Origin of the sequence: Dactylosporangium siamense, assembly GCF_016862795.1 — a bacterium.
Taxonomy (GTDB): Bacteria; Actinomycetota; Actinomycetes; order Mycobacteriales; family Micromonosporaceae; genus Dactylosporangium; species Dactylosporangium siamense.
This window is the reverse complement of the sequence record NZ_BONQ01000024.1, coordinates 163,226-187,636: the sequence shown is the minus strand read 5'-3', so window position 1 is coordinate 187,636 and position 24,411 is coordinate 163,226. Positions and strand designations below refer to the sequence as shown.

Here is a 24,411-nt window from a genome sequence, read left to right as displayed (position 1 = left end):
GCTAGTGTGCCTCCGCGGTGTCCGGCAGCGGCCCCGTAGAGGGCTTGCCAGGCGGGGAAGCCGGCGGTTCCGCCGTCTTGCCCGCCATGAAGATGTCGGGCTCGAGGTAGATGATCGTGGCGATCGGCACCGCCGCGCGGATCCGGGACTCGGCCGCGTCGATGCCCCGGGCCACCTCCGCCGCGGTCTCGTCGTGCCGGACCGCGATCTTCGCCGCGACCAGCAGCTCGTCGGGGCCCAGGTGCACGGTGCGCATGTGGATCAGCGACTCGACCTCGGGGCCGGCGACGATGGCGGCCCTGATCTGAGCGATCTGCTCCGGGGACGCGGCCTCGCCGACCAGCAGGCCCTTCATCTCCACCGCGAGGATCGCGGCGACCACGATGAGCAGCACGCCGATCGCGGCGGTGCCGACGCCGTCCCAGATCCCGTCACCGGTGATCAGCGTGAGGCTGACACCGAACAGGGCGAGCACCAGACCGACCAGGGCGGCGAGGTCCTCGAGCAGGATGACCGGCAGCTCCGGCTGCTTCGCCCGGCGGATGAACTGCCACCAGGTGACGTTGCCCTTGATCTTCTGCGTCTCGACGATCGCGGTGCGGAAGGACAGGCTCTCCATGACGATCGCGGCGACGAGCACGACGACCGGGACCCACTGCCACTGGTCGATCGGCTCGGGGTGCCCGATCTTGTGCCAGGCCTCGTAGAGCGCGAAGATCCCGCCGACGAAGAACAGCACGACCGCGACGACGAACGCGTAGACGTAGCGCTCCCGGCCATAGCCGAACGGGTGCTCGGCGTCGGCGCGCCGCTTGGACTGGCGACCGCCGAAGAGCAGCAGGCCCTGGTTGCCGGAGTCGGCGATGGAGTGGATCGACTCGGCCAGCATCGATGACGACCCGGTGAGCAGGAACGCCACGAACTTGGTGACGGCGATGCCAAGATTCGCGAACAGTGCCGCGACGACGGCCTTCGTGCCACCCTCGGTGCTCATGGACTGACCAGCTCCTTCATCTCGGACACGGCGGGCACGGCCATCGGGTCGAAGCCGTGCGCGAGTCCAAGATAGATCGAAGCGAAGTCCGGCACCGCGACGAGAGACGCAAGTCGCTCCAGCGCCGAACCGCCCTCGGCGGTGATCAGGCTCACCCGCACGCCACGGCGCTCGGCGAGCTGCTGGACCGCCTCGGCCCGCTTCTCCTCCACCGCGGAGGGCTCGCCGTCGGCCTCTTCCTCGTCCTCGGCGAGGCCGCCGTCGCGGAGCAGGACCAGACGCAGCCTGGTCACCGACTCGTCCTCGTCGGCGGGGTCGGCGAAGATGTCCCGGCCGGCCTCGGCCAGTCCGCCGTAGACGCCGTCGAGCAGGCCGACCCGGCCACGGCCCGCCTCGCCGAGGGCGCCGGCGACCGCGGGGTAGCGGGCGTTGGCGGCCAGGACGTCGCCGAAGCGGCGCGCCGCGACGTTCGCCAGGGGCGAGGAGCCCCACACGATCGGCACCGAACGGGCCAGGTCCAGCGCGAGGCTCTTGCCCGGGTTGACGAACGACTCCAGCGTCATGCGGCACCGGTCGGCGTCGGCGTCGAGCCGGGCCGCGGTCTCCGCGAAGTCCGCCTCGTTGACCTTGACCAGCCCGAGCTGCCGGCCGGCCAGGAGCACCGGCACGGCCAGCCCCCACAGGCTGGCGCGGGCCGGGGCGCGGCGCGGCACCGGGATGAACGGCGCGCGGAAGCGGTCGGCGAGCGCGTGCAGCTGCGTGTCCGGGGCGCCGATCGCGACCAGCCGGGCGCCGCGGCGGCCGGCGGCCTCGGCGGCGGCCAGGGCCTCCGGCGAGCGACCGGACGCGGAGACGGCGATGACGACGTCGGCCGCGCCGACCCAGCCGGGGATGCCGGCGCTGCGGTGCGCGAGCACCGGCACCGGGCAGCGCGGGCCCGCCACCGTCTCCAGGATGTCGCCGGTGCGCGCGGCGGTGCCGACCCCGGCGACGACCACGGCGCGGGGCCGGCCCTCGTCGGCGAGGGCGCTCAGGTCGGTCTCGGCCGCGAGGGCCGCCGACTCGCGGACCTGGGCACCGGCGGACGCGGTGGCGCGCAGCATGCCACCCGGGTCGTTGCGCTCCAGGGCCGCGGCGTCGTCGAGCAGCGAAAGGTCGATCTCGCGGTGCCCGCGGACGCCCGCGGTGCCCTCCAGGGGGTTCATGCGGCACCGCCCTCGGGGAGCCGGGCCTCGTCGAGCAGCAGCACCGGGATGCCGTCCCGGATCTCGTAGATCCGCCCGCACTGCGTGCAGGTCAGCGTCTGCGCTTCCTCGTCGAGCGTCAGCTCGGCGTGGTGCTCGTCCGGACAACGCAAGATGGAAAGCAGGGCGGGGTCGACGGACACGTAGTTCCACTCCTTCTAGCGGCGAGCGTCAGCGGCGGATGACGTCTAGCATTTCATCGCGCAGGGCTGCCATCCGCTCAGCGGTCGGCGCCTCCACGTTAAGCCGCAACAGCGGCTCGGTGTTGGACGGGCGCACACTGACCCAGCTGCCGTCGGGGAAGTCCAGGGTGATCCCGTCGAGCCGGTCGACCGGCACCGGGTAGGCGGCCTCGATCTCGGCCATCTTCGCGACCGGGTCGGCGACCGTCGAGTTGATCTCCCCGGAGTCCGCGTAGCGCACGTAGTCCTTGGTCAGCGCCGACAGCGGGGCGGCCTGACCGCCGAGCATCGCCAGGGTGTGCATCGCGGCCAGCATGCCGGTGTCGGCGCCCCAGAAGTCGCTGAAGTAGTAGTGCGCGGAGTGCTCGCCGCCGAAGACGGCGCCGGTCGTGGCCATCTCGGCCTTGATGAACGAGTGCCCGACGCGGGTGCGCACCGGGACGCCGCCGTGCTCGCGCACGATCTCCGGCACCGCCCGGGAGGTGATGAGGTTGTGGATGATCGTGGCGCCGGGCGCCTTCGCCAGCTCCCGGACCGCCACCATCGAGGTGATCGTCGAGGGTGAGACGGCCTCGCCGCGCTCGTCGACGACGAAGCAGCGGTCGGCGTCACCGTCGAAGGCCAGGCCCAGGTCGGCGCCGGTCTCCCGGACCTTCGCCTGCAGGTCCAGCAGGTTCGCCGGCTCCAGGGGGTTGGCCTCGTGGTTGGGGAACGAGCCGTCCAGCTCGAAGTAGAGCGGGATGATCGTCAGCGGCAGGCCCTCGCCGAGCACCGCCGGCACCGTGTAACCGCCCATGCCGTTGCCGGCGTCGACCACGACGGTCAGCGGCCGGATGCCGGTGAGGTCGACCAGGCCGCGCAGGTAGGTCGCGTAGTCCGCCAGCATGCCGTGCTGCTCGACGGTGCCCTGCCGGGTCGCGGCCGCCGGCTCGCCCCGGCCCTCCAGGATCGCCTGCGCGCGCTCGCGGATCTCGGCCAGACCGGAGTCCTGCCCGACCGGCTTCGCGCCCTGCTTGCACAGTTTGATGCCGTTGTACTGGGCCGGGTTGTGACTGGCCGTGAACATGGCGCCCGGCAGGTCCAGCGTGCCGGAGGCGAAGTACAGCAGGTCCGTCGAGCCGAGGCCCGCTTCGACCACGTCGGCCCCCTCGGCCCGCACCCCGTTCGCGAACGCCGACGCGAGCGCCGGACCGGACTCGCGCATGTCGTGCGCGGTCACCACCCGCTCGGCGAACTCGCCACGGCTACGCAGCGTCTGCACGAACGCCCTGCCGAGCGCCTCGGCGACCGGCTCGTCGAGCTGGTCGGGCACCGTCCCCCGCACGTCGTAGGCCTTGACGATCCGGCTCAGGTCGATCACAGTCCGCGCTCCTGTCGTGGTCGCTGTCCTATGCCGAAGCCTAATGCGGTGACGTTCCGCGCACGTGTCAGTCCGGAGTTGCGAACGTTAGTTCCCGTCGCCGGTGTGGTATCAGCTTGAGCGTGGCCGAGGAAGGTAACTCCATCAGGGCGATCATCGCCGCGTTCGCCGCCAACCTCGGCATCGCCGTCAGCAAGTTCGTCGCGTTCCTGTTCACCGGGTCCTCGGCGCTGCTGGCCGAGGCCGTGCACTCCGTCGCCGACACCGCCAACCAGCTGCTGCTGCTCATCGGCGGCCGCCGGGCCAAGCGGGAGGCTTCGCCACTGCACCCGTTCGGCTATCAGCGCTTCCGCTACTTCTACGGCTTCCTGGTGACCCTGGTCATCTTCCTCGTCGGCGGCGTCTTCGCCCTGTTCGAGGGATGGGAGAAGCTGCACGCCCCGGAGCCGGTCGAGTCGCCGGTGTGGGCGTTCGCGGTGCTCGGCGTGTCGATCGTGCTGGAGTCCTTCTCCCTGCGCACGGCGGTGCACGAGGCGCAGCCGGAGCGGCGTGGGCTGCCGTGGCTGCGGTTCATCCGGACCACCCGGTCGCCGGAGCTGCCGGTGGTGATCGCCGAGGACTTCGGCGCGCTGACCGGCCTGTTCTTCGCCACGGTCGGCATCACCCTCGCCGTCGTCACCGGCGACGGGCGCTGGGACGCGGTCGGCACCATCGCGATCGGCGTGCTGCTGGTCATCATCTCGATCACCCTGTCGACGCGGATGCGCAGCCTCCTGATCGGCGAGTCGGCCGACCAGGAGACGCTGCGGCGGATCGAGGCCGCGATCGAGGCCGAGCCCCTGGTCCAGCGGATGATCCACCTGCGCACCATGCACCTGGGCCCCGACCAGCTGCTCATCGCGGCGAAGGTCGCCTTCGCCGCGGACGAGACGGTGGCGCACGTCACCGACGCGATCAACCGCGCCGAGGCCCGCATCCGCGGGGACCTCGACGATGAGTGCTTCGTCTTCCTGGAGCCCGACGTCTGGGACCAGCGGCTGCACGAGACGCAGGAACGGCCGCCGGGCTCGGCGAAAAAGCCCTAGATCTGCAGCCCCGTCAGGACCATGACCCGGTCCTCGGTGTAGTCGGCCATGGCGCTGGCCAGACCCTCCCGGCCGACGCCGCTGGCCTTGGCGCCGCCATAGGGCATCTGGTCGGCGCGGTAGCTCGGCACGTCGCCGACGACGACGCCGCCGACGTCAAGGACGCGGTGCGCCTCGAAGGCGCGGTCGAGGCGGCGGGTGAAGACACCCGCCTGCAGGCCGAACTCCGATGCGTTGACGGCGGCGAGGCCGGCCGCGTCGGACGGGACCCGCTCCAGGACGAGGACCGGGCCGAAGACCTCCTCGGCGACGACCTTCGCGTCGGCGGGGACGCCGGTCAGGACGGTCGGGGCGTAGGTGGCGCCGTCGCGGGTGCCACCGGTGAGCAGCTTCGCGCCGGCGGCGACGGCCTCGCCGACCCAGGACTCGACCCGCTCGGCCGCGGCCGCGCTGATCAGCGGCCCGACGTCGGTGGCGTCCTCCCACGGCGAACCGCCCACCTGCGCCTCGACGGCCGCGACCAGCTTGTCGCTGAGCGCGTCGAAGTGCCGGTCATGCACGTATACCCGCTGCACCGCGATGCAGCTCTGCCCGGCCTGGTAGTTGGAGAACGTGGCGATCCGGGTGGCGGCCCAGTCGAGGTCGTCCCAGTCCTCGCAGACCAGGACCGCGGCGTTGCCGCCGAGCTCGAGGGTGACGTGCTTGCGGGGCACGGCCTCGCGGATCCGCCAGCCGACCGGGCCGGAGCCGGTGAAGGACACCACGGGCAGGCGCGGGTCGGCGACCAGCGCCGGGGCGCGGTCGTTGGGGATCGGCAGGACCGACCACATGCCGGCGGGCAGGTCGGTCTCGGCGAGGATCTCCCCGAGCAGCAGCGCGCTGAGCGGGGTCGCCGGCGCGGGCTTGAGCACGATCGGCGCGCCGACCGCGATCGCCGGGGCGACCTTGTGTGCGACCAGGTTGAGCGGGAAGTTGAACGGCGAGATGCCGAGCACCGGTCCCTTCGGCACCCGCTTGACCAGGGCGATCCGGCCGGTGGCGGCGGGGTCGGTGTCGAGGCGTTGCACGGCGCCGGAGAAGCGGCGGGCCTCCTCGGCGGCCCACCGGAACGTGGACACCGCCCGGCCGACCTCGCCGCGGGACCACTTCAGGGGCTTGCCGTTCTCCCCGGTGATCAGCCGGGCGATCTCCTCGGCGCGCTCCTTGAGCCGGGCGCTGACGTGGTCGAGGGCGGCCGCGCGAACGCTCGCCGGGAGTGCGGCGGCCTCGTGGCGCACCGCATCGGCTGCTGCGACGGCCTCCTCGACCTGCGCGGGCGTGGCGTTGGAGGTGCTGCCGACCACGCGGCCGTCGAACGGGTGGCGGATCTCGACGACGTCATCGCTGCTCGCCGGCCGGCCGGCAATGAAGAACGGGGTCACAACCATCAGCCTACGCCGCTTCACAGCATGGAAACAGTTGCTCAAAGGGTTGTGCGCTGCGGAATCGGTGGAAGGATGTGGCTGCCGGCACTCAAAGGAGTGGACAATGACCAAGCAACTGCAGAACTTCATCGACGGCGCCCACGTGGAGCCCGCCGACGGCCGTTATTCGGACCTGATCGACCCCTCGACCGGTGAGGTGTTCGCCTCCGCGCCGGTCTCGGGCGAGGCCGACGTCGACCGCGCGGTGAAGGCGGCCAGCAAGGCGTTCGAGACGTGGCGCGACGCCACACCCGCGGAGCGGCAGCGGGCGCTGCTGAAGCTCGCCGACGCCATGGAGGACCGCGCGGCCGAGCTCATCGACGCCGAGTGCCAGAACACGGGCAAGCCCCGCGCCCTGACCACCAGCGACGAGCTGCCCCCGGCGGTCGACCAGGTCCGCTTCTTCGCCGGTGCCGCCCGGGTCCTGGAGGGCAAGTCCGCCGGGGAGTACATGAAGGGCCACACCAGCTACGTGCGCCGCGAGCCGATCGGCGTCTGCGCGCAGGTGACCCCGTGGAACTACCCGCTGATGATGGCCATCTGGAAGATCGCGCCGGCCCTCGCCGCCGGCAACACCGTCGTGCTCAAGCCGTCGGACACCACCCCGGTGTCGTCGCTGCTGTTGGCCGAGCTGGCCGCGGAGTTCCTGCCGCCGGGCGTGCTCAACGTGGTCACCGGCGACCGGGACACCGGCCGCGCCCTGGTGTCGCACCCGACGCCGCAGTTCGTGTCGATCACCGGCTCGGTGCGCGCGGGCCGCGAGGTGGCCGGCGCCGCCGCGCCCATGCTCAAGCGCACCCACCTGGAGCTCGGCGGCAAGGCACCGGTCGTGGTCTTCGACGACGCGGACCTGGCGGCGGCCGCCGAGGCGATCGCGGTCGCCGGCTACTTCAACGCGGGGCAGGACTGCACCGCGGCGACCCGCGTGCTCGCCGGCCCCGGCATCTACGACGACTTCGTGGCCGCGATCGCCGAGCAGGCCGCCGCGACGAAGACCGGCGCGCCCGACGACGAGGACGTGCTCTACGGCCCGCTCAACAACGCCAACCAGCTGGCCCGGGTCGCCGGGTTCCTGGACCGGCTGCCCGACCACGCGAAGCTCAACGCGGGCGGCGCCCGGGTCGGTGACAAGGGCTACTTCTACTCCCCCACCGTCGTGTCCGGCCTGCGCCAGGAGGACGAGATCATCCAGGACGAGGTCTTCGGACCCGTCATCACCGTGCAGCGCTTCACCGACGAGGACGAGGCGGTCCGCTGGGCCAACGGCGTGGAGTACGGGCTGTCCTCCTCGGTCTGGACGAAGGACCACGGCCGGGCGATGCGGATGACCCGCCGGCTCGACTTCGGCTGCGTGTGGGTCAACGCCCACATCCCGATCGTCGCCGAGATGCCGCACGGCGGTTTCAAGTCCTCCGGCTACGGCAAGGACCTGTCCATGTACGGGCTGGAGGACTACACCCGGATCAAGCACGTCATGCACAACATCGACCTGTGATGGGCGCCTGATGAATGCCTCTGAGGACATCCACAAGCGCCGGACCGCGGCGGTCGCCCGCGGGGTCGGCAGCATGATCACGTCGTACGTGGACCACGCGTCGGGCGGCACGCTGACCGACGTGGACGGCCGGGAGTGGATCGACCTGGCGGCCGGTATCGCCGTCACCAACGTCGGCAACGCCTCGCCTCGCGTCGTCGAGGCGGTGCGGCGGCAGGTCGAGCGCTTCACCCACACCTGCTTCATGATCGCGCCGTACGAGAGCTACGTCGCCGTGTGCGAGCAGCTCAACGCGCTCACCCCGGGCACGTTCGAGAAGCGCTCGGCGCTGTTCAACTCCGGCGCCGAGGCCGTCGAGAACGCGGTGAAGATCGCCCGGCACGCGACCGGGCGGCAGGCGGTCGTGGTGTTCGACCACGCGTACCACGGCCGCACCAACCTCACGATGGCCCTGACCGCGAAGGCGATGCCCTACAAGCACGGTTTCGGCCCGTTCGCCGGTGAGATCTACCGGGTGCCGATGTCGTATCCGTTCCGCGACGGGCTGCCCGGCGCCGACGCGGCGGCCCTCGCCATCGGCATGATCGAGAAGCAGGTCGGCGCCGATCAGGTCGCCGCGGTGCTGATCGAGCCGATCCAGGGCGAGGGCGGCTTCATCGTGCCCGCGCCCGGGTTCCTGCCGGCGATCGCCGCGTGGGCCCGCGCGTCCGGTGCGCTGTTCGTCGCCGACGAGATCCAGACCGGGTTCTGCCGCACCGGCGACTGGTTCGCCAGCACGCACGAGGGCGTCGAACCGGACCTGATCACCACCGCGAAGGGCATCGCCGGCGGCCTGCCGCTCGCCGGGGTGACCGGCCGGGCCGAGCTGATGGACGCGGTGCACGTCGGCGGCCTCGGCGGCACGTACGGGGGCAACCCGATCGCCTGCGCGGCCGCGCTCGCCTCGATCGAGACGATGCGGGAGCTCGACCTGGCCGCGGCGGCGCGACGGATCGAGTCGGTCCTGCGGCCCAGGCTGGAATCCCTCGCCGCCACGCACCCGTTCATCGGCGAGGTCCGTGGCCGGGGCGCCATGCTGGCCCTGGAGATCGTCGTGCCCGGCGCCTCCGGCGCCAGCGGTCCCACCCCGGACCCGGCGAGAACCGCGGCGATCCAGAAGGCGGCGCACCAGGCCGGGCTGCTGCTGCTCACCTGCGGCACCTACGGCAACGTGATCCGCTTCCTGCCCCCGCTGGTCATGGACGACGAGACCCTGACCCGCGCCCTCGACGCGCTGGAGTCAGTGCTCTGAAGGTGGGGTGCCCTGGCCGCGAAAGCCGGGGCACCTCGTTCAGGCCAGGTCGTGACGATGTGCTCGAGCGTCACGATCCAAGGCATGTGCGCGCCGACGGTCTCCGCACTCATGCGCTCATCGTATTGGCAGTCCCTCGGGCACTGGCGGATCATGCGTGACCGGGGTCACTATGGGGCATGCGGAATCCCTGGTTGGCGCTGCGCGCCGGTGCCGACCCCGGGGAACGGATCCGCCAGATGGGCGCCGCCCACGACGCGTTCCTGGCCGGCACGGGCACCGTCACCGACGTGCGCAGCGTCGTGGCCGAGTCGTGGCAGCGCAGCGCCGCGGCGCACCTGGACCCCGACGCCGCCGCCCCCGTGGACCTGGACTCGCTGGAGGACTACCGGGCCACCCACCCGCTGCGGCACACCCTGCCGCTGTTTCGGGACCTGCTCGGCAGCATCGCCGAGGACGGCGACCATCTCATGGCGATCTGCGACGCGCGCGGGCGGCTGCTGTGGGTCGAGGGGCACGGCAGCGTGCTGCGCCAGGCCGAGTCGATGAACTTCGTCGCCGGGGCGCACTGGGACGAGGCGCACGCCGGCACGAACGCGCCCGGGACCGCCGTCGCCGTCGACCACGCGGTGCAGATCTTCGCGACCGAGCACTTCAGCCGGCGGGCCCAGCGGTGGACGTGCTCGGCCGCGCCGATCCACGACCCGCACACCGGGCTGCTGCTCGGCGCGATCGACGTCACCGGCGGTGACCACCTGGCCAATCCGCACAGCCTGGCCCTGGTGCAGGCGACCGCCCGCGCCGCCGAGGCGCACCTGGCCACCCTCCCGGCGACGCACGCGGGCCATTTCGCCTCGCTCGGCCGGGACGAGGGCAGGCTGACCGTCCGCGGGAAGGCCCTGAAGCTCGGCCGCCGGCACAGCGAGCTGCTGGCCCTGCTGCTCCAGCACCCGGAAGGGCTCACCGGCGACCAGCTCGGGCTGGAGCTCTACGGGGACGCCGTGAACCCGGTGACCATCCGGGCCGAACTGTCCAGGCTGCGGCGGATCCTCGGGCCGCTGCTGTCGTCGCGGCCGTACCGGCTGCAGGAGCCGGTGACGGCGGACTTCCAGGACGTCACCGCACTGTTGCGGCGCGGCGACGTGCCGGCGGCGCTGCGGGCGTACAACGGCCCCCTCCTGCCCGGCTCCGACGCGCCGGGGATCGTCCGGCTGCGGCGGCTCGTCGAGGGGCAGCTGCGGGCCGCCGTGCGCGCCTCGCACGACCCGGCCCTCCTCGACGCCTGGACCCGCGCCCCCTGGGGCTCGGACGACCTGTGGATGTGGGAGGCCCTGGCGACGGCGCTGCCGGCCGGCTCGCCACGCGCCGCGATGGCCCTCGACCGGGTCCAGCAGCTGGCCGACGAGTACGCGCCGCCGGACGCAACGTGGATGCAACGTTCCCGTAATTAACGTCCGGGCATGACCCGTTACGCAGCACCCGGCCAGGACGGGGCCCTGGTGACCTTCCAGCCCCGGTACGACCACTGGATCGGCGGCGAGTACGTCAAGCCCGCCCGCGGTCAGTATTTCGAGAACCCCTCCCCCGTCACCGGCGAGACCTTCTGCGAGATCGCCCGGGGCACCGCCGAGGACGTCGAGGCCGCCCTCGACGCCGCGCACGGCGCCGCCGACGCGTGGGGCCGCACCTCCGTCGCCGACCGGGCCAACATCCTCAACAGGATCGCCGACCGGATGGAGGCCAACCTCGAGCTTCTCGCCGTCGCGGAGACGTGGGAGAACGGCAAGCCGGTCCGGGAGACCCTGGCCGCCGACATCCCCCTCGCGATCGACCACTTCCGCTACTTCGCCGGCGCGATCCGGGCCCAGGAGGGCAGCCTCGGCGAGCTCGACGACGACACCGTCGCGTATCACTTCCACGAGCCGCTCGGCGTCGTCGCCCAGATCATCCCGTGGAACTTCCCGATCCTGATGGCGACGTGGAAGCTGGCGCCCGCCCTCGCCGCCGGCAACTGCGTCGTGCTCAAGCCCGCCGAGCAGACCCCCGCCTCGATCCACGTCTGGATGGGGCTCATCGCCGACCTGCTCCCGGCCGGCGTGGTCAACATCGTCAACGGCTTCGGCGTCGAGGCCGGCAAGCCCCTGGCCAGCAGCCCGCGGGTCGCCAAGGTCGCCTTCACCGGCGAGACCACGACCGGGCGGCTGATCATGCAGTACGCCTCCGAGAACATCAAACCCGTCACCCTCGAACTCGGCGGCAAGTCGCCGAACATCTTCTTCGACGACGTGAGCACCGCCAACGACGCGTTCTTCGACAAGGCCCTCGAAGGCTTCGCGATGTTCGCGCTCAACCAGGGCGAGGTCTGCACCTGCCCGTCGCGGGCCCTCGTGCAGCAGGGGCACTACGCCGACTTCATGGCCGCCGCCGTGGACCGGGTCGACGCCATCAAGCAGGGGCATCCCCTGGACACCGACACGATGATCGGCGCGCAGGCCTCCAACGACCAGCTGGAGAAGATCCTGTCGTACCTCGACATCGGCCGGCAGGAGGGCGCGAAGGTCCTCACCGGCGGCGAGCGGGCCGACCTGGGCGGGGAGCTCGCGGGCGGCTACTACGTCCAGCCGACCGTCTTCGAGGGCGACAACGCGATGCGGATCTTCCAGGAGGAGATCTTCGGCCCGGTGGTGTCGGTGACGTCGTTCGCGGACTTCGCCGACGCGATCAAGATCGCCAACGACACCCTGTACGGGCTGGGCGCCGGCGTCTGGACCCGGGACACGAACACCGCCTACCGGGCGGGGCGCGCGATCCAGGCCGGCCGGGTGTGGACCAACTGCTACCACGCGTACCCGGCGCACGCCGCGTTCGGCGGCTACAAGCAGTCCGGCATCGGCCGGGAGAACCACAAGATGATGCTGGAGCACTACCAGCAGACCAAGAACCTCCTGGTCAGCTACTCCCCGAACAAGCTCGGGTTCTTCTAGAGATGGCCCGCGTCGACGTCACTCCCGCGGCGGCCGACCTCATCCGGTCGCTGCGGGGCGCGCACGGCCCGCTGATGTTCCACCAGTCCGGCGGCTGCTGCGACGGCAGCTCCCCGATGTGCTACCTGGAGGGCGAGTTTCGCACCGGCTCCTCCGACGTCCTGCTGGAGTCGCTGCGCGTCGACGGCGTCGCCGAGCCGGTCACGTTCTGGATGTCGAAGTCGCAGTTCGAGCTGTGGAAGCACACCCACCTCACGGTGGACGTGGTGCCGGGCCGGGGCTCCGGCTTCTCGCTGGAGGCCCCGGAGGGCGTGCGGTTCCTGATCCGCTCCCGGCTGCTGACGGCGGAGGAGCTAGCGGCCCTGCAGTAGGGGCTGGCGGGGGTCCCAGGGATCGCCGCGGCGGCGGCGCGCGATGGCCGACAGCGCTTCGAGCACGACCCGGTTGGCGAGGTACGCGGTGATCTCGGCGTGGTCGTAGGGTGGCGACACCTCGACCACGTCGACACCCACGATCGGCAGCTCGTAACAGCAGCGCCGGACGGCGTCGAGGAGCTGCCGCGAGGTGAGGCCGCCGGGCTCCGGGGTGCCGGTGCCGGGTGCCATGCCCGGGTCGACCACGTCCACGTCGACGGAGAGGAAGACGCCGTCGCACTCGTCGGTCGCGATCGTGAACGCCTCGGTCAGGCACTCGTCCAGGCCCCGGGCGACGATCTCGGTCATCTCGTAGGACCGCATCCGCTGCCCGGCCATCCAGTCGAGCGTCTCCGGGCCCGGCCAGTACCCGCGCAGGCCCAGCTGCAGGAAGCGGTCGCCGCGCACGGCGCCGGACTCGATCAGGCGGCGCATCGGCTGGCCGTGGCCGACCAGCGAGCCGAACTCAGTGTCGCCGGTGTCCGCGTGCGCGTCGAAGTGGACCATCGACACCCGGCCGTGCCCGACGTGCCTGGCCACGCCGGTGGCGTCCGGCCAGGCGATGGTGTGGTCGCCGCCGAGGATCACCGGGATCGCGCCGGTGGCCGCGATCGTGTGCACCGCCTCTTCGAGCTTGCGCACCGAGCCGGCCGCGTCGCCGGAGAACATCTCGACGTCACCGGCGTCGTGCACGCGCAGGTCCCGCAGCGGGTCGACGCGCATCGCCAGGGACGGGCGGGAGCCGTCGTGGGCGAGGTAGCAGGCCTGCCGGATGGCGCCCGGGCCGAAGCGGGTCCCCGGGCGGTGCGAGGTGCCACCGTCGAACGGCGCGCCGAGGATGACCACGTCGGCGTCAGGGAGTTCCGCCAGGTCGCAGGGTGGCACGCCGAGGAACGTGATGTCGGGGCCGTACATCGGCCCATATCGCGTCATTTTTCCTGCATACCCCAGGGCGAGCCGTATGCGGTGAGCAACTCCAGGAACGGCTTCGGCGGCAGCGCCTCCGGCCCGAGCACGCCGCGCCCCTCCCAGGCGCCGGACGCCAGGAGCTCCAGCGCGACGACCGGGTTGATCGCCGTCTGCCACACGACCGCCTGGGAGCCGTACTCGCGCATCGACCAGGCGTTGTCGACAACGTGATAAAGATATGTTTTTCGTGGTGCGCCTGACTTGTCCAGACCGGTCACCAGCGTGCCCGCGCAGGTCTTGCCGTGCATGCGGTCGCCCAGGCCGGCCGGGTCGGGCAGGCAGGCGGCGACCACGTCCCGCGGCGCGACCTCCACCCCGCCGACCCGGATCTTGCGGGTCGAGTCGAGGCCCAGCTTGTGCAGGGTCTTGAGCACGTCGATGAACTCGTCGCCGAGGCCGTACTTGAACGTGACCCGGTCGCTGCTGACCCAGCGCGGGATGAGCAGGACCTCCTCGTGCTCCACGTTGACGCACTCGACCGGGCCGATGCCCTCCGGGAAGTCGAAGACCTCCGGCTCCGAGAAGGGCTCGGTGGTGTACCAGCCGCGCTCCCGCTCCCAGATGACCGGTGGGTTCAGGCACTCCTCGATCGTCGTCCAGATGGAGAAGGACGGCGCGAAGTCGTAGCCCTCGACGACGAGGTTCGCGCCGTCGCGCACGCCGATCTCGTGCACCTCCGAGAAGAGCTCGTCGGCGGCGTACCGGGCGAAGACGTCGGACAGCCCCGGCTCGACGCCGATCCCGACGAGGGCGAGCCGGTCCGCGACCTCCCACTGCCCGGCGGCGGCGAACTGCTCGTCGCCGAGCTTCACCCCGGTCTCCGCATAAGGGCGGTCGGGATGTGGTCTGGAAAGGGACATCGCCATGTCGAGGTAGTGCGCGCCGGCGGCGAACGCACCCTCGAAGATCGGCATGACGAACCGCGGGTCGACGGCGTTGAGCACGTGGGTGATCCGCAGGGAGCGGCACAGCGTCTCGACGGCGGCCGAGGAGGAGGCATCGATCTGTGCCGCGACGAACCGGGCGTCCATGACGCCCGCCTGCGCGCGCTCCAGGGAATAGTCCGCGACGACGCAGGTCTCGAAGAACGAACGCCGGGCAAGGATGCGCACGGCGGCGGAGCCGACGCCACCGGCGCCGACGATGAGCAGGCGCATGTCAGGCCTTCCGGCGGCGCAGGTTGGGAATCTGGCCGATCAGCACGACCAGGAACGAGATCACGAACATGGCGGTGCCGATCACGTTGATCTGCGGCGGGATGCCGCGCTGCGAGGCGCCCCAGACGAACATGGGGAACGTGACGACGCTGCCGGAGTTGAAGTTGGTGACGATGAAGTCGTCGAAGGACAGCGAGAACGACAGCAGCGCCGCCGCCACGATGCCGGGCATCACCAGCGGCAGCGTGACCCGCAGGAAGGTCTGCACCTCGTTGGCGTAGAGGTCCATCGCGGCCTCCTGCAGCCGCGGGTCGAGGCCGGCGAGGCGGGCCTTGACGGTGACGACCACGAACGACAGGCAGAACATGACGTGGGCGATGACGATCGTCCAGAAGCCGAGCTGCACGCCGGCGGCGACGAACAGCGCCAGCAGCGACGAGCCCATGACGATCTCCGGGGTCGCCATCGGCAGGAAGATCAGCGTGTTGGTCGCGGCCCGGCCCCGGAACGAGTGGCGGGCCAGGGCGAAGGACATCAGCGTGCCGAGGATGACGGCGCCGAGCGTGGCCAGGGCCGCGATGGCGATGCTGAGCCAGAACGCGTGCCCGATGCCGGCGGCGCCGAACGGGTCGGCCCAGTGCGCCCAGGTGAACTTGTAGTTCTCCAGGGTGTAGGGCGCGTTGCGGCCGGCGTCACGGAAGGACATCGCGGCGACGACCCCGATGGGGACGAACAGGTACAGCAGCACGATCAGGCCGATCGCCATGACCCAGCGGTCGGCGACCCAGCGGCGTAGGCGATGCAGCATCAGAGCACCTCATCCGTTCCGGCGCGCCGCACGTAGACGAAGACCAGGACCAGGATCGCCGCCATCAGCGTGAACGACAGCGCGGCGGCGTTCGGGTAGTCGCCGACCCTCAGGAACTTCGACTGGATGACGTTGCCGATCATGTACTGGCGGTTGGTGCCGAGCAGCTGCGCGTTGATGTAGTCGCCGGCCGCGGGGATGAACGTGAGCAGCGTGCCGGCGACCACGCCGGGCATCGACAGCGGCAGCGCGACCCGGGTGAAGCGGGCGACCGGCCTGGCGTAGAGGTCGCCGGCGGCCTCGAGCAGCCGCGGGTCGAGCTTCTCCAGGCTGGCGTACAGCGGCAGCACCATGAACGGCAGGAAGTTGTAGACCAGGCCGGCGATGACGGCCGGGGTGGTGGCGAGGAGCCGGCCGTCGGGCAGCGGCACGTGCAGCGCGTCCAGCGTCGTCACGACCCAGCCGTTGTCCGACAGGATGACCTTCCAGGCCAGGGTGCGGATCAGGAAGCTGGTGAAGAACGGCGCGATGACGCAGATGAGCAGCAGGTTCTTCCACCGGCCGCCCTTGAGCGCGATCGCGTAGGCGAGGGGGTAGCCCAGCAGCAGGCAGATGACGGTGGTGAGGGCCGCGTAGCCGAGCGAGCGCATGAAGTGCGGGAGGTACTCACTGGCGGCGTCGGCGTAGTTGCTGAACTGCCAGGTCATCGCGTAGCCCTCTTCGAGCGACCCGCTGGGGTCGTAGAGGCTGGTCGCGAAGAGCTGGATCGCCGGCACCGCGAAGAACAGGATCAGCCACAGCCCACCGGGCAGTAGCAGCAGGTAGGGCAGCCAGCGCTTCCTCGGCTTTTCCAATTTCGCCGGGGTACCGGTGGATCCTCCGACATGTCCCAGTGCGCTCATGCCAATGCCTCGGCGTCGACCACCGGTGCCACCGTCTGCCCTTCGGGACGCGACAGCAGGAACGCGTGCTCGGGCCGCCAGTGCACGGTCACCTCGCTGGCGACGGCGAGCGGGGCGGCGACGCCCGAGTTGGGCACGAACACGGTCAGCTCGTCGCCCCAGGCGGGCCGCACCAGGTACTGGGTGCTGACGCCGACGTAGGAGGAGTCGGTGATGATGCCGGTGACCGACTGGTGCCCCGCCGGTACCTTGTCGAGCGCGGCGGCAAGGTGCATCTTCTCGGGCCGCACGCCGAGCCACACCGAGCCGTCCGCGGCGCGGGCGCGGGTCGCCGGCAGCGAGAAGCGGGCGCCGTGCGCCTCGACGAGGACGTCGTCGCCGGAGCGGCCGGTGACGCCGCCGGCGAAGAGGTTCGACTGGCCGAGGAAGTTCGCGACGAACGCGGTGCCCGGGTAGTCGTACATCTCCACCGGGCTGCCGAGCTGTTCGATCTTGCCGGCGTTCATGACCGCGACCGTGTCGGCCATGGTCATGGCCTCTTCCTGGTCGTGGGTCACGTGCACGAAGGTGATGCCGACCTCGGTCTGGATCCGCTTGAGCTCGACCTGCATCTGCCGGCGCAGCTTGAGGTCCAGCGCGCCGAGCGGCTCGTCGAGCAGCAGCACCTGCGGGTGGTTGATCAGCGCCCGGGCGAGGGCGACCCGCTGCTGCTGGCCGCCGGAGAGCTGGGCCGGCTTGCGCTTGCCGAAGCTCTCCAGGTCGACCAGGCGGAGCATCCGCTCCACCTGGTCGGCGACGCCCTTGACGCCGCGCCGGCGCAGGCCGAACGCGACGTTGTCGGAGATGTTGAGGTGCGGGAAGAGCGCGTAGCTCTGGAACACCGTGTTGACGGGCCGCTTGTACGGCCTCAACCGGGTCACGTCCTGGTCACCGAGCAGGATACGGCCGGCCGTCGGCTCCTCGAGCCCGGCGATCATCCGCAGGGTCGTGGTCTTGCCGCAGCCGGAGGCGCCGAGGAGGGCGAAGAACGACCCCTGGGGCACCGTCAGGCTGAGATCGTCGACCGCCGTGAAGGCGCCGAACGACTTCGTCACGCCGACCAGGTTGAGGTCGGCACCGCTGTCACCGTGTCGCTGCTCGGACATGTATCAGGCCCCCGAGATCGCTTCGAACTTCGCCGAGAACTTCTTGTCCTCGTCCTCGGTCAGCGCCTTGAAGCTCTTCGTCTTGGCGAGGGTCGCCGAGTCCGGGAAGATCAGCGGGTTGCTGGCCAGGTCCGGGTCGAGCTTCTGCATCTCGTCCTGCGCGCCCTGGACCGGGCAGATGTAGTTGACGTAGGCCGCCAGCTCCGCCGCGACCTTCGGGTCGTAGTAGTAGTCGATGAGCTGCTCGACGTTGGCCTTGTGGGTCGCCGTCGACGGGATCAGGATGTTGTCCGACCACAGCATCAGGCCCGACTCGGGCGTGACGAACTTGACGTCCTCGTTCTCGGCGCTGAGCTGGATGACGTCGCCGGACCACGCGATGCAGGCCGCGATGTCGCCCTTGTTCAGGTCTTCCTTGTAGTCGTTGCCGGTGAACTTGCGGATCTGGCCCGAGTCCACCGCCTTCTTCAGCTTCTCCAGCGCGGCGTCGAACTCGGCGTCGGAGACGGTGCCGGGGTCCTTGCCCTGCGACATGAGGATCAGCCCGACGGTGTCGCGCATCTCCGACAGCACCGCCACCTTGCCCTTGAGGTCGGCGCGGGTGAGCAGCTCGTCGATGGTGCGGACCTCTTTGGTCGCCTTCGCGTTGTAGGCGATGCCGGTCAGGCCGGACTGCCACGGCGCGGCGAACTTCATGTCCTTGTCCCACGCCCGGTTCTTCAGGGTGGCGAGGGCGTTCTTGGTGAAGTTCGGGGTCTTGGTGTTGTCGAACGACTGGACCCAGCCGAGCCCGACGACGCGGGAGGCCATCCAGTCGGTGAGCACCATGATGTCGCGGTCGATCGACTGGCAGGCCTGCAGCTGGTTGCGCACCTTGCCGAAGAACTCGTTGTTGTCGTTGACGTCTTCGTTGTACGTGACGGCGATGCCGGTCTTGGCGGTGAACGCGTCGAGCGTCGGCCGCTTCTTCTCGTCCTTCTCGTCGACGTCGACATACAGGGGCCAGTTGGAGAAGTTGAGCTTCTTCTCGGTCGCGGAGACGTCGGTGGCGGTGCACGCCGCCTTCTCCGCCTCGTTCTTCTTCGCGGGCTTCGTGCCGCACGCGGCGAGGGCGCCACCCGTCGCGATGAACGCGCCACCGGCGAACAGGCCACGCATCAGGGTCCGGCGCGACAGGCCGGTGGCATTGAGGACGGCGGCCGCTTCGGGAGAGAGCGGCGGGCGAGAGGGGTTTCGCACGAGGGCTCCTACGGATCTCGGGCCGGAACCTTGGGGGGCGGTGTCCGACGACCGATCCTGACACGAGGTGCCATCACAGACAAGGGATTCCGTTGTCACGATCGAGCCGCACAACGAAAAGCGCCATATGGTCAAACTGAGGTTACGGCCGTCACCCCACGGAAATACGGCCCCAAACGACCATGGCTTCCTACGGGATCACGAATCCGCAGATCTCTCGTTACCAGGCTATGGAATTAGTTGCCAACAGCGGGGTCTTGGGCAAGAATCCACACGTGACCGAGCCCGTCCTCGACGACGTCAACAAGCGGATCATCGAGCAGCTGCAGCGCGATGGTCGCATGTCCTATGCCGCTCTGGCCAAGGTCGTCGGCCTGTCCGAGGCGGCGGTCCGGCAGCGGGTGCAGCGCCTGCTGGACACCGGCGTCATGCAGATCGTGGCCGTGACCGATCCACTGACCTTGGGTTTCGCCCGCCAGGTGATGATCGGCCTCAAGGTCGAGGGCGACCTCCGCCCGGTCGCCAAGGCGCTCGCCGCGGTGCCGGAGATCGACTACGTGGTGATCTGCGCCGGCGGTTACGACCTGCTCGTCGAGCTGGTCTGCACCGACGACGAGCACCTGCTCAACCTCCTCAACGACACGATCCGGAGCATTCCGGGCGTCACCGCCACGGAAACCTTCGTCTATCTCAAACTCGCCAAGCAGACCTATGCGTGGGGGACCCGATGACCGACCAGCAGCCCGACGCCGCGCACCTCGACCAGGCCGCGCGCGACCACCTCTGGATGCACTTCACCCGCCTGTCGGCGTACGCCGACGCCCCCGTGCCGGTGATCGTCCGCGGCGACGGCCCCTACATCTACGACAGCAACGGCAAGCGCTACCTCGACGGACTTTCCGGGCTGTTCGTGGTCCAGACCGGCCACGGCCGGCAGGAGCTCGCCGACGCGGCCGCCAAGCAGGCCTCCGAGCTGGCGTACTTCCCGCTGTGGTCCTACGGGCACCCGAAGGCGATCGAGCTGGCCGACCGGCTCGCCGACCTCACCCCCGGCGACCTGAACCGGGTCTTCTTCACCACCGGCGGGTCCGAGGCCGTCGAGAGCGCCTGGAAGCTGGCCCGCTCCTACTTCAAGCGCACCGGCAAGCCGATGAAGACCAAGGTGCTGTCCCGCTCGATCGCCTACCACGGCACGTCGATGGGCGCCCTGTCGATCACCGGCATCCCCGTGCTCAAGCAGGAGTTCGAGCCGCTCGTGCCGGGCGCGTTCCGGGTGCCCAACACCAACTTCTACCGGCGGCCCGACCAGTCGATGACGGAGGAGCAGTTCGGCGTCTGGGCCGCGGACCGCATCGCCGAGGCGATCGAGTTCGAGGGCCCGGAGACCGTCGCGGCCGTCTACCTCGAGCCCGTGCAGAACGCCGGCGGCTGCTTCCCGCCCCCGCCCGGCTACTTCCAGCGGGTCCGGGAGATCTGCGACCGGTATGACGTGCTGCTCGTCTCCGACGAGGTCATCTGCGCGTTCGGCCGGCTCGGTGAGTACTTCGGCGCCAAGCGGTTCGGCTACCAGCCGGACATCATCACCGTCGCGAAGGGCCTCACCTCCGGCTACGTGCCGCTCGGCGCGATGCTCGCCTCCGACCGGCTCGCCGAGCCGTTCCTGGAGGGCGCCAACTGGTTCGCCCACGGCATCACCTACGGCGGTCACCCCGTGGGCGCCGCGGTCGCGATGGCCAACCTCGACATCTTCGAGCGCGAGGACCTCAACGGGCACGTGCGGACCAACTCGCCGCTGTTCCGGTCCTACCTGGAGCGCCTGTACGACCTGCCGATCGTCGGCGACGTCCGCGGCGACGGCTACTTCTTCGGCATCGAGCTGGTGAAGGACAAGGCGACCAAGGAGACCTTCAACGACGAGGAGTCCGAGGCGCTGCTGCGCGGCTTCCTGTCCAAGGCGCTCTTCGACGCCGGCCTCTACTGCCGCGCCGACGACCGCGGCGACCCGGTGATCCAGCTGGCGCCGCCGCTGAACTGCGGCGAGAGCCACTTCATCGAGATCGAGCAGATCCTGCGTTCGGTGCTGACCGAGGCATGGGCGCGCCTCTGAACCCTTCCGCGGCCCGCACCAGGGTCCGACGCCTGCCTGAGCTGCAGGTCGACGACCGGGCCGTGCTGCACGGCATCCTCGACGCGGGGACGATCGGCCACGTCTCGATCGTCCATGATGGACAGCCGTATGCGATCCCCGTCGCATACGGCCGGTCCGGCTCCTCGGTGCTCTTCCACGGATCCACGGGCAGCCGCCTGTTCCGCCTGCTGGCGCAGGGCGCGCCGTGCTGCTTCACCGTGACGCTGCTGGACGGCCTGGTCCTGGCCCGCAGCGCGTTCGAGACCTCGATGCACTACCGGTCCGTGATGGTCCTCGGCTCGTGCACGGTCGTTTCCGAAAAGCTGCCGGCCCTGGAGGCCATCAGCGAACACATCATCCCGGGCCGGTGGGCTTCCGTGCGCCCGCCCTCACGCAAGGAGCTGGCCGCCACCCTGGTCCTCGCCCTGGCCCTGGACGAAGTGTCGGTCAAGGTGAGCGCCGGGCCGCCGAGCACTTCCCCCGAGGACACGGGATTCGACCCATGGGTCGGGGTAGTGCCCCTTCGCGTTGAACGCGGCGACCCGATCGAGTGCGAGGAGGAGCAATCGTGAGCTTCTGGATGTCCGTGCTCCCTCCGGTGCCGCCGCGCGCCCCGTTGCCCGGCGACGCCGATGCCGATGTCGCCATCGTCGGCGCCGGGTACACGGGACTCTGGACCGCGTACTACCTCGCCAAGGCCGACCCGTCGCTGCGGATCGTGGTCCTGGAGGCCGAGACCGCGGGATTCGGGGCCAGCGGCCGCAACGGCGGCTGGTGCTCGGCGCTGTTCCCCAGGTCGGTGCCCGCGCTCGCCCGCAGCCACGGCCTGCCCGCCGCGCTCGCGCTCAACGCCGCGATGGAGTCCACAGTGGACGAGGTCGGGCGGGTCGCGGCGCTGGAAGGCATCGACTGCGACTACGTCAAGGGCGGGACGGTCGTGCTGGCCCGGTCGGCGGTACAGCTGGAGCGGGCCAGACACGAGGTCGCCGAGGCGCAGGGTCTCGGGATCGACCTGCGGCTGCTGTCCGCGGCCGAGGCGTCCGAACGGGTCGGGGCGACCGACGTGCTCGGTGGCACGTACACGCCGCACTGCGCCGCGATCCAGCCGGCCAAGCTGGTGCGTGGCCTGGCAGCCGCGGTCGAGCGGCTCGGGGTGCGGCTGCACGAGCGGACCCCGGTCACGTCCATCACCGCCGGGCGCGCCGACACTCCACACGGGACGGTGCGGGCGCCGATCGTGGTGCGGGCCACCGAGGGGTTCACGCCCCGGCTGCCGGGGCTGCGCCGGGCGATCGCGCCCGTCTACTCGCTGATGATCGCGACCGAGCCGCTGCCGGCGTCGTTCTGGGCCTCGGCCGGGTTGGCGGGGCGCGAGACGTTCTCCGACCACCGGCACCTCATCATCTACGGGCAGCGCACCGCCGACGACCGGCTCGCGTTCGGGGGGCGGGGCGCGCCGTACCACTTCGGGTCGGCGGTCGCGCCGTCGTTCGACGCGTCGCCGCGGGTGTTCGCCGAGCTGCGGCGGGTCCTGGGTGAGCTGTTCCCGGCGCTCGGCTCCGTCGAGGTCGGTCACACGTGGGGCGGCCCGCTGGGCATCGCCCGGGACTGGATGGCGTCCGTCGGCCTCGACCCCGTCACGGGACTGGCCTGGGCGGGCGGCTACGTCGGCGACGGCGTCGGCACGTCCAACCTCGCCGGCCGTACCCTCGCCGATCTGATCCGCAAGGAGGACTCGCCGCTGGTCGGCCTGCCGTGGGTGGGGCACCGCTCGCCGAGGTGGGAGCCGGAGCCGCTGCGCTGGCTGGGCGTGAACACCAGCCTGCGGGTGATGACCGGCGCGGACGCGTCGGAGTCACGGACCGGCCGCCCGTCGCGCCGGGCCGCGCTGATGGCGAGGGTGCTCGGTGGGTGACCTACGGTTCCAGATCTTCCGGAGCCACCCCGAGCAGGTTGGCCACCTGCTCCAGGATGACGTCGTGCACGAGGTCCGCGAGGTCGTCGTGGTCGGCGGCCCGGAATTCCAGCGGGCGCCGGTAGAGCACGATGCGCGGCGGGACGCCGTGCCTGCCGGGGCGGCCCGGCAGCAGCCTGGCGAGGGGCACCTCGCCGTCCTCCAGGACGTCGGAGTCGTAGACGTTGAGGTCCGGCGGGACGTCCTCGACGGCGAACTCGACGCCGGCCAGCTCGTTGGCGAAGCGCTGCTCCAGCTGCTCGACGGAGTCCAGCACCAGGTCGTCGAACATCTCCGCACGGGTCCTGGACATCGGCAGCGAGGCGGGCACCAGCCGCCCGCGCAGCCCCCGACCGTGCCGGTCGCGGCCACGCCGTCCCGGTCCGCTGCGTCGTCGATCAGGGCTCGCCACGCTGTCAGCGTAGCGCCACAACTGACACGGCAGCGTCTCGGCGCCACGTCGCGATCGTCCATGCCACTTCGGGGGGCCGCTCGTCAACCGGAAGGGCGTGTCGGCGTGGTCACCACGGCGTGTCGTACGGCTTCGGGGTTGGGCTCAGGCCCACGGGACGATACGGTTCGGCCGTGAGGACCCCACGTCGATGCTCGCGCAACGGATGCCCCCGACAGCCCGTTGCGACGTTGACGTACATTTATGCCGAATCGACCGCAGTTGTCGGTCCGCTCGCGGCTTTCGCCGAGCCGCACTCCTATGACCTGTGCGAATCCCACGCTCGCGGCCTGACCGCGCCGCGGGGCTGGGACCTGGTCCGGCACGAAGGCGAATACGGTCCCCCGCCGCCCTCCAACGACGATCTGCTCGCGCTCGCCGAGGCGGTCCGCGAGGCCGCCCGCCCCGCGCCGCACAAGGAGGACCCCGGCAACCACCCGCACCAGCAGGGCCGCCGCGGTCACCTGCGGGTGATCCCCCCGGACGCATAAGGGGTCCCGGCCTCGCGGCCGGAACCCCTCACAAACCTGCGACCTGCTAGGCGGCGCGTCGTTTGAGCTTGCGACGCTCGCGTTCCGAGAGCCCACCCCAAATCCCGAAGCGCTCGTCGTGCCCCAGCGCGTACTCCAGGCAGTCCGCCCGGACCTCGCAGCGTGAGCAGATGCGCTTGGCCTCTCGGGTTGACCCACCCTTCTCCGGAAAGAATGCCTCCGGGTCGGTCTGCGAGCACAAAGCGCGTTCTTGCCACTCCGGAGCGTTACCCAGCAGGTCGGCCACGACTGGTCGGCCGTCCATCAGCGTGCCTCCTTCTTGCGCGCCGGCGACGATGCCGGCGCAACCCCCCACGCGGAAGGCGCATGTCCTACAAGGTTGCTGTTCCTCGGCGCGGTGTTTCTTTATGTCCGAAAGATGCCCAACTTTCGGTCATCCCCTCGAACATCCCCCGTGAAATTACACGCGTGTAATGCGTGCGTCGTCAAGCCGAACCTGATAAATAGGCCCGCTCGGGCGATCGCTTGCACCCCGTGCCGTACCCATACCGAGCAAGCCCCGCCGGAGGTAACGGGCGACACGCCGGACGCGCCGGAAGACTCTCGGCGAGTTTGCTCAAGCACCCCGATCGGCGGCCGAAATACGCCGATGTGCG

General features: G+C 70.7%; 24 protein-coding genes. 11 read left to right on the top strand and 13 right to left on the bottom strand.

The annotated features are described in order from the left end of the window. Window position 1: 1 nt before the first annotated feature. From Dsi01nite_RS07800 to Dsi01nite_RS07785, 4 genes are read right to left on the bottom strand one after another with little or no spacing between them, the layout of a single operon-like run. Complete coding sequence (locus Dsi01nite_RS07800; protein WP_203845346.1) at window positions 2-994, bottom strand: cation diffusion facilitator family transporter; 993 nt, start codon at window positions 992-994, stop codon at window positions 2-4. Beyond that, complete coding sequence (locus Dsi01nite_RS07795) at window positions 991-2,199, bottom strand: SIS domain-containing protein (RefSeq protein ID WP_203845345.1); 1,209 nt, start codon at window positions 2,197-2,199, stop codon at window positions 991-993. Before Dsi01nite_RS07795 ends, Dsi01nite_RS07800 begins: the two co-directional genes overlap by 4 nt. After that, the gene (locus Dsi01nite_RS07790; protein WP_203845344.1) at window positions 2,196-2,381 is read right to left on the bottom strand and encodes a Trm112 family protein; all 186 of its coding nucleotides are present in this window, start codon (window positions 2,379-2,381) and stop codon (window positions 2,196-2,198) included. The genes Dsi01nite_RS07795 and Dsi01nite_RS07790 overlap by 4 nt, the downstream gene beginning before the upstream one ends. 28 nt (window positions 2,382-2,409) lie before the next feature. Next, entirely contained in the window at window positions 2,410-3,780 is a 1,371-nt protein-coding gene (locus Dsi01nite_RS07785; protein WP_203845343.1) for a phosphomannomutase/phosphoglucomutase, read from the bottom strand. Window positions 3,781-3,902: 122 nt separating this feature from the next. Between Dsi01nite_RS07785 and Dsi01nite_RS07780 the strand changes: the two genes are divergently transcribed. After that, window positions 3,903-4,865, top strand: a complete 963-nt coding sequence (locus tag Dsi01nite_RS07780) for a cation diffusion facilitator family transporter (RefSeq protein WP_203845342.1) — start codon at window positions 3,903-3,905, stop codon at window positions 4,863-4,865. Here Dsi01nite_RS07780 and Dsi01nite_RS07775 read toward each other — a convergent pair. Beyond that, window positions 4,862-6,292 carry an aldehyde dehydrogenase family protein gene (locus Dsi01nite_RS07775; RefSeq protein WP_203845341.1) on the bottom strand — a complete coding sequence of 477 codons (1,431 nt, stop codon included), beginning with the start codon at window positions 6,290-6,292 and terminating at the stop codon, window positions 4,862-4,864. The two genes, Dsi01nite_RS07780 and Dsi01nite_RS07775, sit on opposite strands and share 4 nt — an antisense overlap. 100 nt (window positions 6,293-6,392) lie before the next feature. Between Dsi01nite_RS07775 and Dsi01nite_RS07770 the strand changes: the two genes are divergently transcribed. The 5 genes from Dsi01nite_RS07770 (at window position 6,393) to Dsi01nite_RS07750 (ending at window position 12,469) form a co-directional block, all read left to right on the top strand. Then, window positions 6,393-7,823: a gamma-aminobutyraldehyde dehydrogenase gene (locus Dsi01nite_RS07770; RefSeq protein ID WP_203845340.1), complete on the top strand. Its 1,431-nt coding sequence runs from the start codon at window positions 6,393-6,395 to the stop codon at window positions 7,821-7,823. A 10-nt stretch (window positions 7,824-7,833) separates the two neighbouring features. Further along, on the top strand, window positions 7,834-9,114 hold the full coding sequence (gene gabT, locus Dsi01nite_RS07765) for a 4-aminobutyrate--2-oxoglutarate transaminase (RefSeq protein WP_203845339.1): 1,281 nt from the start codon (window positions 7,834-7,836) through the stop codon (window positions 9,112-9,114). A 179-nt stretch (window positions 9,115-9,293) separates the two neighbouring features. Then, entirely contained in the window at window positions 9,294-10,565 is a 1,272-nt protein-coding gene (locus Dsi01nite_RS07760; protein ID WP_203845338.1) for a GAF domain-containing protein, read from the top strand. A gap of 9 nt (window positions 10,566-10,574) precedes the next feature. Then, window positions 10,575-12,098: an aldehyde dehydrogenase gene (adh, locus tag Dsi01nite_RS07755; RefSeq protein WP_203845337.1), complete on the top strand. Its 1,524-nt coding sequence runs from the start codon at window positions 10,575-10,577 to the stop codon at window positions 12,096-12,098. Window positions 12,099-12,100: 2 nt separating this feature from the next. Further along, window positions 12,101-12,469 carry a DUF779 domain-containing protein gene (locus tag Dsi01nite_RS07750; protein ID WP_203845336.1) on the top strand — a complete coding sequence of 123 codons (369 nt, stop codon included), beginning with the start codon at window positions 12,101-12,103 and terminating at the stop codon, window positions 12,467-12,469. Here Dsi01nite_RS07750 and speB read toward each other — a convergent pair. The 6 genes from speB to Dsi01nite_RS07720 are packed head-to-tail and all read right to left on the bottom strand — an operon-like array spanning window position 12,452 to window position 18,731. Next, a complete protein-coding gene (gene speB, locus Dsi01nite_RS07745) occupies window positions 12,452-13,444 on the bottom strand; it encodes an agmatinase (RefSeq protein ID WP_203845335.1) in 993 nt (330 codons plus the stop codon). The genes Dsi01nite_RS07750 and speB overlap by 18 nt on opposite strands. Further along, window positions 13,441-14,637, bottom strand: coding sequence for a saccharopine dehydrogenase family protein (locus tag Dsi01nite_RS07740; RefSeq protein ID WP_203845334.1), 1,197 nt, complete (start codon window positions 14,635-14,637; stop codon window positions 13,441-13,443). The genes speB and Dsi01nite_RS07740 overlap by 4 nt, the downstream gene beginning before the upstream one ends. Window position 14,638: 1 nt before the next feature. Next, window positions 14,639-15,442 carry an ABC transporter permease gene (locus Dsi01nite_RS07735; RefSeq protein WP_373318742.1) on the bottom strand — a complete coding sequence of 268 codons (804 nt, stop codon included), beginning with the start codon at window positions 15,440-15,442 and terminating at the stop codon, window positions 14,639-14,641. 2 nt (window positions 15,443-15,444) lie between these two features. Then, window positions 15,445-16,299 carry an ABC transporter permease gene (locus Dsi01nite_RS07730; protein WP_373318738.1) on the bottom strand — a complete coding sequence of 285 codons (855 nt, stop codon included), beginning with the start codon at window positions 16,297-16,299 and terminating at the stop codon, window positions 15,445-15,447. A 44-nt stretch (window positions 16,300-16,343) separates the two neighbouring features. After that, window positions 16,344-17,492: an ABC transporter ATP-binding protein gene (locus Dsi01nite_RS07725; RefSeq protein ID WP_203845332.1), complete on the bottom strand. Its 1,149-nt coding sequence runs from the start codon at window positions 17,490-17,492 to the stop codon at window positions 16,344-16,346. Between the two features lie 3 nt (window positions 17,493-17,495). Then, entirely contained in the window at window positions 17,496-18,731 is a 1,236-nt protein-coding gene (locus Dsi01nite_RS07720; protein WP_239135756.1) for a polyamine ABC transporter substrate-binding protein, read from the bottom strand. A 230-nt stretch (window positions 18,732-18,961) separates the two neighbouring features. Between Dsi01nite_RS07720 and Dsi01nite_RS07715 the strand changes: the two genes are divergently transcribed. From Dsi01nite_RS07715 to Dsi01nite_RS07700, 4 genes are read left to right on the top strand one after another with little or no spacing between them, the layout of a single operon-like run. After that, a complete protein-coding gene (locus tag Dsi01nite_RS07715) occupies window positions 18,962-19,462 on the top strand; it encodes an Lrp/AsnC family transcriptional regulator (RefSeq protein WP_203845385.1) in 501 nt (166 codons plus the stop codon). After that, a complete protein-coding gene (locus Dsi01nite_RS07710) occupies window positions 19,459-20,838 on the top strand; it encodes an aspartate aminotransferase family protein (RefSeq protein WP_203845331.1) in 1,380 nt (459 codons plus the stop codon). The genes Dsi01nite_RS07715 and Dsi01nite_RS07710 overlap by 4 nt, the downstream gene beginning before the upstream one ends. Then, complete coding sequence (locus tag Dsi01nite_RS07705) at window positions 20,823-21,431, top strand: pyridoxamine 5'-phosphate oxidase family protein (protein WP_203845330.1); 609 nt, start codon at window positions 20,823-20,825, stop codon at window positions 21,429-21,431. The genes Dsi01nite_RS07710 and Dsi01nite_RS07705 overlap by 16 nt, the downstream gene beginning before the upstream one ends. Window positions 21,432-21,439: 8 nt before the next feature. Continuing rightward, entirely contained in the window at window positions 21,440-22,774 is a 1,335-nt protein-coding gene (locus Dsi01nite_RS07700) for an NAD(P)/FAD-dependent oxidoreductase (RefSeq protein ID WP_203845384.1), read from the top strand. A 1-nt stretch (window position 22,775) separates the two neighbouring features. Here Dsi01nite_RS07700 and Dsi01nite_RS07695 read toward each other — a convergent pair whose 3' ends face one another. Next, entirely contained in the window at window positions 22,776-23,225 is a 450-nt protein-coding gene (locus Dsi01nite_RS07695) for a metallopeptidase family protein (RefSeq protein ID WP_033364641.1), read from the bottom strand. Between the two features lie 173 nt (window positions 23,226-23,398). Between Dsi01nite_RS07695 and Dsi01nite_RS07690 the strand changes: the two genes are divergently transcribed. After that, the gene (locus tag Dsi01nite_RS07690; protein ID WP_203845329.1) at window positions 23,399-23,755 is read left to right on the top strand and encodes a DUF3499 domain-containing protein; all 357 of its coding nucleotides are present in this window, start codon (window positions 23,399-23,401) and stop codon (window positions 23,753-23,755) included. A gap of 46 nt (window positions 23,756-23,801) precedes the next feature. On the opposite strand, the gene Dsi01nite_RS07685 is transcribed toward Dsi01nite_RS07690, so the two are convergent. Next, window positions 23,802-24,059: a WhiB family transcriptional regulator gene (locus tag Dsi01nite_RS07685; RefSeq protein WP_033364663.1), complete on the bottom strand. Its 258-nt coding sequence runs from the start codon at window positions 24,057-24,059 to the stop codon at window positions 23,802-23,804. Between the last annotated feature and the right edge of the window lie 352 nt (window positions 24,060-24,411).